Source organism: Bradyrhizobium sp. WSM2254 (assembly GCF_000472645.1).
Taxonomy (GTDB): domain Bacteria; phylum Pseudomonadota; class Alphaproteobacteria; order Rhizobiales; family Xanthobacteraceae; genus Bradyrhizobium; species Bradyrhizobium niftali.
The window spans coordinates 1-11,439 of the sequence record NZ_AXAB01000030.1 but is presented as its reverse complement, the minus strand read 5'-3'; the positions used below and the strand labels follow the sequence as shown (position 1 = coordinate 11,439).

Sequence of the window (11,439 nt, the reverse complement as noted above, 5' to 3'; positions counted from 1 at the left end):
CTGGAGATTGATGATGAGAAAATCACTTCTTGCGCTGGCTGCCGGGCTTCTGCTCGCCGGAAGCGTCAGTGCCGCCTCCGCCGCCGACAAGCTGAAGGTCGGCTTCATTTACCTCGGCCCGGTGGGCGACCTCGGCTGGACCTACCAGCACGAACAGGGACGTCTGGCGCTGGTGAAGGAGTTGGGCGACAAGATCGAGACCACCACGCTCGAGAACGTCCCTGAAGGTCCCGACGCCGAGCGCGCCATCGAGCAGCTCGTCCGTGCCGGCAACAAGCTGATCTTCACGACGTCGTTCGGATACATGGATCCGACGCTGAAGGTCGCCAAGAAATACCCGAACGTGCATTTCGAGCACGCCACCGGCTACAAGCGCGACAAGAACATGTCGACCTATTCGGCCAAATGGTATCAGGGCCGCTACATCCAGGGCCTGATCGCGGCCAAGATGTCGAAGTCCGGCGTGCTCGGCTATATCGGCTCGTTCCCGATCCCCGAGGTCGTCTCCGGCATCAACGCGACGATCGTCGCGGCGCAGACGATCAATCCGAACATCAAGGTCAAGATCATCTGGGCCAACACCTGGTTCGATCCGGGCAAGGAAGCCGACGCCGCCAAGGCGCTGATCGACCAGGGCGCCGACGTCATCATGCAGCACACGGACTCGCCGGCGGCGATGCAGATCGCCAGCGAACGCGGCAAGCTCGCCTTCGGCCAGGATTCCGAGATGATCAAGTTCGGGCCCAAGACCCAGCTAACCTCGATCCTCGACACCTGGGGCCCCTACTACATCGAGCGCGTTAAGGCCGAGCTCGCCGGCACCTGGAAGTCCGAGGACACCTGGGGCGGCCTCGACAGCCACATGTTCGCGATGGCGCCCTACACCAACATGCCCGACGACGTGAAGAAAATGGCCGAGGATGCCCAGGCCGCGATCACCGCCGGCAAGCTGCATCCGTTCAAATGCCCGATCGTTGGGCAGGACGGCAAGGAGGTCGAGTGCAAGGGCGGCGCCAATCTCGCTGACGGCCAGATCCTTGGCATGAATTTCTACGTCAAGGGCATCGACGACAAGCTGCCGGGCAAGTAGCACGCTTCTTGCATTGCCTGGACCACCTGCTCCTCCCGGAGGAGGTTCGGAGGGGGTAGCCACAAGCACCCGGCACTTGTGGTTGCCCCCTCTTTCTATTCCGCCCCTATCCCGCCTGCATCGCCCGCGCCGCGGAACTGTGGCGGCGGATGAGATCGGCGACGTCCAGTCCCGGAATCGCGCCGTCGACGACGGCCCATTGTCCTGCCACCATGACCCGGTCGGCCCGGTGCGCCCCGCACAGCACCAATGCGGCCAGGGGATCGCCATGGCCGGAGAAGCGCAACTCGTCGAGCCTGAACAGCGCGAGATCGGCCGCCTTGCCGACGGCAATCTCACCGAGTTCCGGCCGGCCGACACAGGCCGCCGAGCCCTTGGTCGCCCAGCGCAGCGCATCCTTGTGGCTGACCTTCGTCACCCCGTAGCGCGCACGTTGCAGCAGGAACGCGGCCCGCACCTCCTGCATCAGGTTCGACCCGTCGTTCGAGGCCGAGCCGTCCACGCCGATGCCGATCCCGACGCCGGCCTCCTCCATCTCGCAGACCGGGCAACAACCGGATGCCAGAAGCTGATTGCTGCAGGCGCAATGGCTGACGGTCGTCCCGGCCTTGCCGAGCCGCTTCATCTCGTCCGGATTGAAGAAGATTCCGTGGGCGAGCCAGGTCCGCGCATTGAGCCAGCCGCATTGCTCGAGATAGTCGAGCGGACGGCAGCCATACATCTGCTGGCAGAACTTGTTCTCGTCCTCGGTCTCGGCGAGATGGGTATGCAGGCGCACGTCGAGCTTGTCGGCGAGATCGGCGGTCGCGCGCATCAGGGAGGTCGTCACCGAGAACGGCGAGCAAGGCGCGAGCGCGATCTGCACCATCGCATCCGCACCGCGCTGGTGATGCTTTGCGACCACGCGCGCGCTGTCGGCGAGAATCGTGTCCTCGTCCTGCACGACGCTGTCGGGCGGCAGGCCACCGTCGCGCTGCGACAGGTTCATCGAGCCGCGCGTCAGCAGCACGCGCACGCCGAGCCGTTTTGCGACACCGACCTCGATATCGACGGACTCCTCGAGCCCCGCCGGGAACACGTAGTGATGATCGGTCGTGGTGGTGCAGCCCGACAGCAGCAGCTCGGACATCGCCACGGTCACGCCGAGCTCCAGCGCATCAGGCGTCATCCTCGCCCACACCGGATAGAGCGCCTGGAGCCAGGGAAACAGCTCGCGGTCCATCGCCGCCGGAAGCGCCCGCGTCAGCGTCTGGTAAAAATGATGATGGGTGTTGATGAGGCCCGGCAGCACGACGTGCTCGCCCGCGTCGAACACCGCGACATCCGCGGTCGCAGGCGCGCCGCCGGCCGGCACGAGCTCGACGATTCGGCCATCCTTCACCACGATCCCGCGCCCGGCGCCGTCGGCGAGGATGGCCAGGGGATCCCTGATCCAGATCGGCTTTGCGTCGCTCATGATCCTGCTTCTCCCCACATAAGCTGACGGCAGACCGGCAAGGCGGCGGCCAGCCCGATCGCGTTCCAGCTGCGACTTCTTGTTGCGACTTGGCTCTGGTCTTGCAAGACTTTCCCTCGGTGCAAATCACTCGGTGCAAGCGCTGGCGCAGCCATGGACTTGAATACCATCACAGCCGTAGCCCATCCGCAAACGCGCGCGCAGCTGCCCGTTTGGACGCCAGGTGATGCTTGGCTCGCAGGCGGCACGTGGCTGTTCTCGGAGCCGCAAGCGCAGCTGACACGGCTGATCGATCTCACCGATCTGAAATGGCCGGCGCTGACGATCACCGAGAGCCATCTCGGCATTGCCGCAACTTGCACTGTCGCGCAGATCGATAGTTTCGCCTGCCCGCCCGACTGGCTCGCGGCGCCGCTGATCAACCAGTGCTGCCGCGCCTTCCTTGCGTCGTTCAAGATCTGGAAGACCGCGACCGTCGGCGGCAATCTCTGCATGTCGCTGCCGGCGGGTCCGATGATCTCGCTCACATCAGCGCTCGACGGTGTCTGCACCATCTGGAAGGCCGGCGGCGGCGAACAGAAGATTCCCGTCATCGACTTCGTCACCGGCAACCAGCGCAACCGCCTGACGCCGGGCGACCTGCTGCGGCAGATCGATATCCCGATTGCCGCGCTGAAGCGCCGCACGGCGTTTCGTCAGATCTCGCTCGCCCCGGTCGGCCGCTCGGCGGCGCTCCTGATCGGCAGCCTCGATCCCGATGGCACGCTGGCGCTGACCGTCACCGCATCGACGGTGCGGCCAATCCGGCTCTCCTTCCCCAAACCGCCGGACGCGAACGCGCTTCGCGACACGATCGTGCAGCAGATCACGGATGACCTGTACCACACCGACATCCACGGCAAGCCGCTCTGGCGCAAGCACATGACGCTGCGGCTCGCCGAAGAGATTCGCCGCGAACTGCTGGGGGCAACGCCGTCATGAGCTTCGAGATCAACGGCAAGACGTTTCCGCAGGAGCCGCGCGCCGGCCAGTGCCTGCGCACGTTCCTGCGCGAGCTCGGTCATTTCGGCGTCAAGAAAGGCTGCGATGCCGGCGATTGCGGCGCCTGCACCGTGCTGCTGGACGGCGAGCCGGTGCACAGCTGCCTGATCCCGGCGTTCCGCGCCGAGGGGCGCACCGTCACCACGATCGAGGGCCTCGGCGGCGACCACGGCGCGCATCCAATGCAGCAGGCCTTCCTCGATGCGCAGGGCTTTCAATGCGGCTTCTGCACCGCCGGCATGATCCTGACCTGCGCCTCGCTGAACCAGGCGCAGCGCACCGATCTCGGCGCCGCGCTGAAGGGCAATATCTGCCGCTGCACCGGCTATCGCGCGATCGAGGACGCGCTGCTCGGCAAGATCAATGTCGAGGAGAGCGTCGAGGCCGGCGCCGCCTTCGGCCGCAGCCTGCCTGCGCCCGCAGGGCCCGATGTCGTGCGCGGCAAGGCACGCTACACTTTCGACACGCAGATTGACGGCCTGCTGCACGTCAAGCTGCTCCGCTCGCCTCACGCCCACGCCAGGATCATCGCGATCGACAAGTCCGCGGCGCTCGGCGTTCCCGGCGTGCATGCGGTGCTGACGCATGAGGATGCGCCATCCGTCCTGATCTCGACCGCCCGGCACGAGAAGGACTGGATGGACCCGGAGGACACCCGCATCCTCGACGACGTCGTGCGCTTCATCGGCCAGAAGGTCGCCGCCGTCGTGGCCGACAGCGAAGGCGCCGCCGAGGAGGCCTGCCGGAGGCTCACGGTCACTTACGAGATCCTGCCTGCGCTGATCGATCCAGAGCAGGCGATGGCGCCCGGCGCGCCAATCATTCATCCCGACCGCACCACCGAGAACCGGGTCGCCGACGCCCAGCGCAACCTCGCGGCTGAGACCCATGGCGAGTTCGGCGATGTCGCAGCAGCACTCGCCACATCCGCCGTCACCTACGAGGCCACCTTCCACAGTCATCGCGTGCAGCATGCGGCGCTGGAGACCCATGGCGGCCTCGCCTGGCTCGACGCTTCCGGCGTGCTCAACGTCCGCACCTCGACGCAGGTGCCGTTCCTGACCCGGCGCGCGCTGTCCGACATCTTCCAGCTGCCCATGGACAAGGTCCGCGTGTTCTGCGAGCGCGTCGGCGGCGGCTTCGGCGGCAAGCAGGAGATGTTCGTCGAGGACATCCTGGCGCTAGCGGCGCTCAAGACCGGACGGCCCGTGAAGCTCGAGCTCACCCGCGAGGAGCAGTTCATCGCGACCTCGACGCGTCATCCGATGCGGGTCCACATCAAGGCCGGTGCCGATGCCGACGGCAAGCTCACCGCACTCCAGCTCGACGTGCTCTCCAACACCGGCGCCTACGGCAATCACGCCGGTCCCGTGATGTTCCACTCGCTGTCGGAGTCCATCGCCGTCTACAATTGTCCGAACAAGCGGGTGGACGGCTACGCCGTCTACACCAACACGGTGCCATCGGGCGCGTTTCGCGGCTATGGCCTGCCGCAGACGTTGATCGCGATCGAGGCCGCGATCGACGAGCTGGCCAGGCAGCTCGGCATCAGCCCCTACGACATGCGCCGGCGCAACATCGTCAAGCCAGGCGACCCCATGCTGTCGCCGCCGCCGTCCGAATTTCACGACGTGCTCTATGGCTCCTACGGGCTCGACCAGTGCCTCGATCTCGTCGAGCGCGCGATGCAGGCCGATGGCCAGCAACCGGCCCTGTCGCCGGAATGGCTGATCGGCGACGGTGTCGCGCTGACCATGATCGACACGGTGCCGCCGGCCGGCCACATCGCAGACGCCATGATCGCGCTCAACGACGACGGCGGCTTCGACCTCACCGTCGGCACCGCCGAGTTCGGCAACGGCACCAGCACGGTCCACAGCCAGATTGCGGCGACGACGCTTGCCACCACCGTCGACAGGATTCGCCTGCGCCAGTCCGATACCGCCCATGGCGGCCACGACACCGGCGCCTACGGCAGCGCTGGCACTTTCGTCGCGGGCAAGGCGACGCATGCAGCCGCCATGCAGCTTGCAACCGAGCTGAGGGCCGCGGCCGCAGACGCCTGGCTCTGCGACGTCGAAAGCTGCACGCTCGAGGGCGAGGCCGTCGTCAGCGGCGTACGACGGATGTCGTTTGCTGAACTGGCGACGCTTGCACGCGAGCGTGGTCAGCCGCTCGCGGCCAGCGGCAATTCCGGCGGCACGCCGCGCTCGGTCGGCTTCAACGTGCAGGGCTTTCGCGTCGCGGTGAACAAGGGCACCGGCGAGCTCAAGATTCTCAGAAGCGTGCAGGCGGCGGATGCCGGCATCGTCGCCAACCCGATGCAGTGCCGCGGCCAGGTCGAGGGCGGCGTCGCGCAGGCGCTTGGCGCCGCGCTCTACGAGGAGATGGTGATCGACGCGACCGGCCGCGTCACCAACCCGAAGTTCCGCGACTACCACCTGCCCTCTTTCGCGGACGTGCCGCGCACCGAGGTCTTCTTCGCCGAGACCTCCGACACGATCGGACCGCTGGGCGCGAAGTCGATGAGCGAGAGTCCGTACAACCCGGTCGCCGCCGCGCTCGGCAACGCGATTGCAGACGCCACCGGCATCCGCTTTACCGCACCGCCCTTCAAGCCGGACCGGCTGTTTCCGGCGCTGCACGACAAATTTGGTTAGGCCTATTTCAGGGGGATTCATTCATGAGCAGCGAGGTCCATCCCGTCGACGAGGTCCTGCCGGTCCCGCGCCTACTCGCACTCGGGCTCCAGCACGTGCTGGTGATGTATGCCGGCGCGGTCGCGGTACCGCTGATCATCGGACGCGCGCTGAAGCTGCCGCCGGAGGACGTCGCCTTCCTGATCAGCGCCGACCTGTTCGCCTGCGGGATCGCGACGCTGGTGCAATGCCTCGGCTTTCCCGGCGTCGGCATCCGCCTGCCGGTGATGATGGGCGTGACGTTTGCCTCGGTCGGACCGATGCTCTCGATGGCGGCCGCGCCCGATATCGGCCTGCTCGGCATCTACGGCTCCGTCATCGCCGCCGGCATCTTCGGCATCGTCGCCGCGCCCTTCGTCAGCCGGCTGCTGCCGCTGTTTCCGCCGGTCGTCACCGGCAGCATCATTCTCGTCATCGGCATCTCCCTGATGCGGGTCGGCATCAACTGGGCCGGGGGCGGCCTGCCGACGCTGACGAAGGTGGTCGACGGCGTCGCCGGCAGCTTTCCCAATCCGGCCTATGGGCAATTGCAGGGCCTTGGCATCTCGCTGTTCGTGCTGCTCTTCATCCTCGGCCTGATCAAATGGGGCACCGGCTTCCTCGCCAACGTTTCCGTGCTGCTCGGCATCGTCGCCGGTGCCGTCCTCGCAACCATTCTGGGCGTGATGCATTTCGACAAGGTCGCAGCCGCCTCCTGGGGCGCGCCGGTGATCCCCTTCCGCTTCGGCATGCCGCAATTTCATCTGGTGCCTGTTATCACCATGTGCGTCGTCATGATCGTGGTGATGATCGAGTCGCTCGGCATGTTCCTCGCGCTCGGCGACATCACCGGCAAGGCGGTCGACCGCGAAGCCCTGAGCCGGGGCCTGCGCGCCGACGGCGTCGGGACGCTGCTCGGCGGCATCTTCAACACCTTTCCCTACACCTCGTTCTCGCAGAATGTCGGCCTGGTCTCGGTCACCGGCGTACGCTCGCGCTGGGTGACGGTGACGGGCGGCTGCATCATGCTCGGGCTCGGACTGCTGCCGAAGCTCGCAGCGCTGGTCGAGGCGGTGCCGCTGGTCGTGCTCGGCGGCGCGGGCCTCGTGATGTTCGGCATGGTCGCGGCAACAGGCGCGCGCATCCTCACCTCGGTCGATTTCCGCACCAACCGCTACAATCTCTTCATCGTCGCGATCTCGATCGGCTTCGGCCTGATCCCGCTCGCCGCGCCCGGCTTCTTCCGGAATCTGCCGCATGATCTCCAGCCACTGCTGGAGTCCGGCATTCTGCTTTGTGCGGTGGTCTCGGTGCTGCTCAATGCCTTCTTCAACGGCTTGAGCGGTGGCGCTGCGGCCGAGGCAGATGCAGCGGCAGCCGCATCATCCGCGCAGCATGTTTAGCTGCCGCGATAGGTCGCGTAGCTCCAGGGCGTGACCAGCAACGGCACGTGATAGTGGTTTTCCGGTTCGCTGATCGCAAAGCGCAACGGGATCTCGTCGAGGAACGCCGGCTCCGACAGCGGCACGTTGCGCTCGGCGTAATATCTGGCGACGCGAAAGCGAAGCTCGTAGCGGCCGATCGGAAGCGGGCGCCCGCCGATCAGCGGCTGGTCGGTCCGCCCATCCGCATTGGTGACGGTGCGCGCGATGACGCGGCTCTCGCCGAGCGCGGAGAGCTCGATGAGCTCCACGGGGATGCCGGGCGCAGGTTTGCCGGCGTGGTTGTCCAGCACATGCGTCGAGAGCCGGCCGTGCACCTTGAGCTTGTCGTCGGCGACGACGAGCTGATCGAGCCGCAGCGCCGAGATGCGGCCGATCTCCTCGATCGCACGTCGCGTCTCGGTCTTGGCAATATTGAGCAGCCGCGTCTCGAAGTCGCGCAGCACGGAATCCCTGGTGTGGCGGCGCACGCAGACGATGTAGGGGAAGCCGAACTTTTCACGGTACGCATTGTTGACGCGCTCGAACGCGGCATATTCGGCGTCCGACAGCCGGTCGAGCCCCGCGCTGTTCTGCTCGTCGGTCGATTCCGCCGTCAGGCCCGCGGCGCGCTGGGTCTTGTTGGCGAGATCAGGATGCGCCCGGATCAGCGCCAGCTGCACGTCGGGTTCGGCGCTCTGGATCGCTGCCATCAGCGCGGTGTGCAACTGGTTGATGCCGGCGAATGGCCGTTGCCCCGCGAGCTTCTCCGCAATCCAGGGCGAATATTCGACGACATTGGCGAGCGCCGCGACGAAGCCGGCCTTGTCAGCGGCGTTGAGATCGGCGAGCGGGATTTGCGACATCGTTGCTTACCCGATCTCGAACGCGTCGGCGGCCAGGTGCGCGTGCTTGTCGTGCCAATGCTGCGCGATCTGGAGCCGCGTCGGCACCCAGACGCGCTCGTGCTTGCCGATGTAATCCAGGAAGCGGATCAGCCCCGCGGCGCGACCGGGGCGGCCGGCGAGGCGGCAATGCAGCCCCACCGACATCATCTTCGGCGCAGTCTCTCCTTCGGCGTAGAGCACGTCGAAGGCGTCCTTCAGATAGGTGTAGAACTGCTCGCCTTCGGCGAAGCCCTGCGGGTTGATGAACCGCATGTCGTTGGCGTCTAACGTATAGGGAATGATGAGCTGCTTGCCCCTGGCGCCCTTGACCCAATAGGGCAGATCGTCGGCATAGGAGTCGCAGAGATAGAGGAAGCCACCCTCCTCCATCAGGAGAGGGTTGGTGTTGATCGAGGAGCGACCGGTGTACCAGCCGAGCGGCCGCGATCCGGTCGCCTCGAGGTGGACGCGGATCGACTCGGCGATCTCGGCGCGCTCCTGCGCCTCGGTCATGTCCTTGTGCTCGATCCATTTCAGGCTGTGGCTGGCGATGTCCCAGCCGGACTCCTTCATCGCGGCAACGATTTCCGGATTGCGCTTGAGCGCGGTGGCGACGCCGAACACGGTGGTCGGCCATTTGCGCTCATTGAACATCCGCCACAGCCGCCAGAAGCCGGCGCGCGAGCCATATTCGAACATCGATTCGATATTGGCGTGACGCTGGCCCGGCCAGGGCTGCGCGCCGAGCACGTCGGACAGGAAGGCTTCCGAGGCGCGGTCGCCGTGCAGGATGTTGTTCTCGCCGCCCTCCTCGAAATTGACGACGAACTGCACCGCAACCCGCGCGTTGCCCGGCCATTGCGGATGCGGCGGGTTGCGGCCGTAGCCGCGGAGATCGCGCGGGTAGCGGGTATCAGTCACTCAGACTTCCTCGAAGCGGATCGGCAGCGCGCCCTTCCACAGCACGCTCTTGCCCAGCGTCGCCAGATTCTCCAGCCCCGAGGTCACCGTGATGAAGTGATTGCCGGCGAGCTGGCCCATCTTGCTCGCGAAGCTCACGCCGCCATAGGCCATCAGGATCTCGGTCTCGCTGATGCCGCCGGGATAGAGGATGATCTGGCCCGGTGCGGGATAGCTGGTGTGGTTCTCATAGCCGACGCCGAAATCGAGGTCGCCGAGCGGCATCCACACCGCCTCGCCGCTCCAGCGCACGTGGATGATGTGGCTTTCGAACGGCATGGCCTTGCGGAACGCGGCAACGGTCTTGGGCGCCGCTTGCTCCTCGAAGCGGGCATCGAAGGTGTAGTCGCCGGCACGGATAACGAGTTTGCTCATCTCATCTCTCTGGATCGGGGGCTAAGGCCCCACGGGGAACTTTCAAGCAAAGAGCATTCCATCGGGCTTCGCGCAAGGGGCGCGGCACCTCACCTGCGGTCGTAGGACCAGCCGAAAATGCCGCTCCGCCGCGTTTCCGGCTCGGGCTCGGCGGCAGGCGGCGCCGCCTCCTTGAGTTCCGCCTGCGGCGGGGGTGGAGGCGGTGCGGGAAGGTTCTCGCATTTCATCGAGTAGACCAGCTTGCCGTCCGCGGTCCGCCCGATCGGCGCGCAGGGGTCCGGATGCACCGCCGAACTCCTCGGAGTGGGCTTGACCTGCGCCGCCACCGGCGCGGCGATCAGGAGAAGGACCAGCAGATATTTCGACATCGTTGTCGCCTGAAAACCAATTCGCCCCATTCAACCGGATTGCCGGGGGCAAGTCCATCGGGCCCGACCGGCCGACTGCCGAATATTTAGCCGGGACCAAAAAAATGGCTCGCCGCAACGTGAAGGTGGCGCCGCTGATATTCGCAAGGCCCCATCGCCATGTCAGCCGCGACGACGAACACATTTCTCACAGCCGGAGCGTCGTCACGGGAGAAACAACGATGCAAAAAACTTTCGCCATTCTCGGCGCCACGCTGATTGCCGCCGCCACCATCCAGACCGCCGCTGCGAGCGACCGCCACCATAGCCGCAAGGCGCAACCAGCCCCCATCACCCAATCGGTGCGCGACTCCAACGCCGCGCTCTGGCCGTCGCAGCCCACCGCGCCCGACTGGTCGCGCTACGCCAACGGCGCCATGTCGGCACCGGCGGGACGGTGATACTGGAAGCGTAGAGCACAACTGCTTCAACATCGTCATTGCTGGATCCGTCATCCCCGCGCAACGGCGAAGCCGTTGTCGCTGGAGGTGCGAGTGATGGGGCGCGAAGCGCTCCATCGCGAGCCTCGAAGGATGCACGGCCGAGATGCAGCCGGGCCGTCGCCCTTCGAGGCTTGCTCTGCAGCGCTGCGCGCAGCAGAGCGCGCACCTCAGGGTGACGGTGATGGATTGGGACTCGCCGCCTCCACATCGTCATTGCGAGCGAAGCGAAGCAATCCAGAATCCCTCCGCGGAAAGACTCTGGATTGCTTCGCTTCGCTCGCAATGACAGAGTATGAGGCATCGACTTCGTCCTCCAAATACAACTGTCATTCCCCGCGAAGGCGGGGAATCCAGTACGCCGCAGCTTCTCGATTCAATCACCGCCGTCTCGGCGTACTGGATCGCCCGGTCAAGCCGGGCGATGACGGCAAGCGTGTGGTTGCAGACACGCCTTCCCGTTTTCGCGGCTCATTTCGCCCGAGCTTTGCTTCGTCTCTCCACCCTCTCAAAGCCAAGAGGGCGCAGGGAAGGCCGGGTGCCAGCTGGCACCTGCGGTCTGCTGCGCAAAAGGCACACGCAGAAGAAACCGCACAGCAGCATACAGGTGTAGCCAATCACTCGGCCTTCCCTGCGCAGTGGTTGGACGGCTTATGCCGTGCTCTCCCGGGAGCCGAGTTCCTT

Annotated in this window: 10 protein-coding genes; 5 read left to right on the top strand and 5 right to left on the bottom strand. The window is 65.9% G+C overall.

What is annotated here, in order from left to right; genetic code table 11:
• The first annotated feature begins 13 nt into the window (after positions 1-13).
• Positions 14-1,090 (top strand): BMP family ABC transporter substrate-binding protein, encoded by a 1,077-nt coding sequence (locus tag A3M7_RS0122220; RefSeq protein ID WP_027545861.1) that lies wholly within the window; start codon positions 14-16, stop codon positions 1,088-1,090.
• A gap of 106 nt (positions 1,091-1,196) precedes the next feature.
• On the opposite strand, the gene A3M7_RS0122215 is transcribed toward A3M7_RS0122220, so the two are convergent.
• On the bottom strand, positions 1,197-2,546 hold the full coding sequence (locus A3M7_RS0122215) for an 8-oxoguanine deaminase (RefSeq protein ID WP_027545860.1): 1,350 nt from the start codon (positions 2,544-2,546) through the stop codon (positions 1,197-1,199).
• 153 nt (positions 2,547-2,699) lie between these two features.
• On the opposite strand from A3M7_RS0122215, the gene A3M7_RS0122210 reads away from it, so the two are divergent.
• The 3 genes from A3M7_RS0122210 to A3M7_RS0122200 are packed head-to-tail and all read left to right on the top strand — an operon-like array spanning position 2,700 to position 7,668.
• Complete coding sequence (locus A3M7_RS0122210) at positions 2,700-3,527, top strand: FAD binding domain-containing protein (protein WP_027545859.1); 828 nt, start codon at positions 2,700-2,702, stop codon at positions 3,525-3,527.
• Positions 3,524-6,247: a molybdopterin-dependent oxidoreductase gene (locus tag A3M7_RS0122205; protein WP_027545858.1), complete on the top strand. Its 2,724-nt coding sequence runs from the start codon at positions 3,524-3,526 to the stop codon at positions 6,245-6,247. The genes A3M7_RS0122210 and A3M7_RS0122205 overlap by 4 nt, the downstream gene beginning before the upstream one ends.
• A 23-nt stretch (positions 6,248-6,270) precedes the next feature.
• Complete coding sequence (locus A3M7_RS0122200) at positions 6,271-7,668, top strand: nucleobase:cation symporter-2 family protein (protein ID WP_027545857.1); 1,398 nt, start codon at positions 6,271-6,273, stop codon at positions 7,666-7,668.
• On the opposite strand, the gene uraD is transcribed toward A3M7_RS0122200, so the two are convergent.
• The 4 genes from uraD to A3M7_RS0122180 all read right to left on the bottom strand — a co-directional run bounded on the left by uraD (position 7,665) and on the right by A3M7_RS0122180 (position 10,276).
• Positions 7,665-8,552: a 2-oxo-4-hydroxy-4-carboxy-5-ureidoimidazoline decarboxylase gene (gene uraD, locus A3M7_RS0122195; RefSeq protein ID WP_027545856.1), complete on the bottom strand. Its 888-nt coding sequence runs from the start codon at positions 8,550-8,552 to the stop codon at positions 7,665-7,667. The two genes, A3M7_RS0122200 and uraD, sit on opposite strands and share 4 nt — an antisense overlap.
• 6 nt (positions 8,553-8,558) lie before the next feature.
• Positions 8,559-9,494: an allantoinase PuuE gene (puuE, locus tag A3M7_RS0122190; RefSeq protein WP_027545855.1), complete on the bottom strand. Its 936-nt coding sequence runs from the start codon at positions 9,492-9,494 to the stop codon at positions 8,559-8,561.
• On the bottom strand, positions 9,495-9,908 hold the full coding sequence (locus A3M7_RS0122185; protein ID WP_008134648.1) for a DUF3830 family protein: 414 nt from the start codon (positions 9,906-9,908) through the stop codon (positions 9,495-9,497).
• A gap of 89 nt (positions 9,909-9,997) precedes the next feature.
• The gene (locus tag A3M7_RS0122180) at positions 9,998-10,276 is read right to left on the bottom strand and encodes a hypothetical protein (RefSeq protein ID WP_027545854.1); all 279 of its coding nucleotides are present in this window, start codon (positions 10,274-10,276) and stop codon (positions 9,998-10,000) included.
• Between the two features lie 104 nt (positions 10,277-10,380).
• Between A3M7_RS0122180 and A3M7_RS0122175 the strand changes: the two genes are divergently transcribed.
• Complete coding sequence (locus A3M7_RS0122175) at positions 10,381-10,716, top strand: hypothetical protein (protein WP_084302383.1); 336 nt, start codon at positions 10,381-10,383, stop codon at positions 10,714-10,716.
• Positions 10,717-11,439: the final 723 nt, after the last annotated feature.

Bases quoted from the DNA above. Each gene is read 5' to 3' on its own strand.
- A3M7_RS0122220 (WP_027545861.1), top strand. From the start codon at position 14: ATGAGAAAATCACTTCTTGCGCTGGCTGCCGGGCTTCTGCTCGCCGGA.
- A3M7_RS0122215 (WP_027545860.1), bottom strand. From the start codon at position 2,546: ATGAGCGACGCAAAGCCGATCTGGATCAGGGATCCCCTGGCCATCCTC.
- A3M7_RS0122210 (WP_027545859.1), top strand. From the start codon at position 2,700: ATGGACTTGAATACCATCACAGCCGTAGCCCATCCGCAAACGCGCGCG.
- A3M7_RS0122205 (WP_027545858.1), top strand. From the start codon at position 3,524: ATGAGCTTCGAGATCAACGGCAAGACGTTTCCGCAGGAGCCGCGCGCC.
- A3M7_RS0122200 (WP_027545857.1), top strand. From the start codon at position 6,271: ATGAGCAGCGAGGTCCATCCCGTCGACGAGGTCCTGCCGGTCCCGCGC.
- uraD (WP_027545856.1), bottom strand. From the start codon at position 8,552: ATGTCGCAAATCCCGCTCGCCGATCTCAACGCCGCTGACAAGGCCGGC.
- A3M7_RS0122185 (WP_008134648.1), bottom strand. From the start codon at position 9,908: ATGAGCAAACTCGTTATCCGTGCCGGCGACTACACCTTCGATGCCCGC.
- A3M7_RS0122180 (WP_027545854.1), bottom strand. From the start codon at position 10,276: ATGTCGAAATATCTGCTGGTCCTTCTCCTGATCGCCGCGCCGGTGGCG.
- A3M7_RS0122175 (WP_084302383.1), top strand. From the start codon at position 10,381: ATGGCTCGCCGCAACGTGAAGGTGGCGCCGCTGATATTCGCAAGGCCC.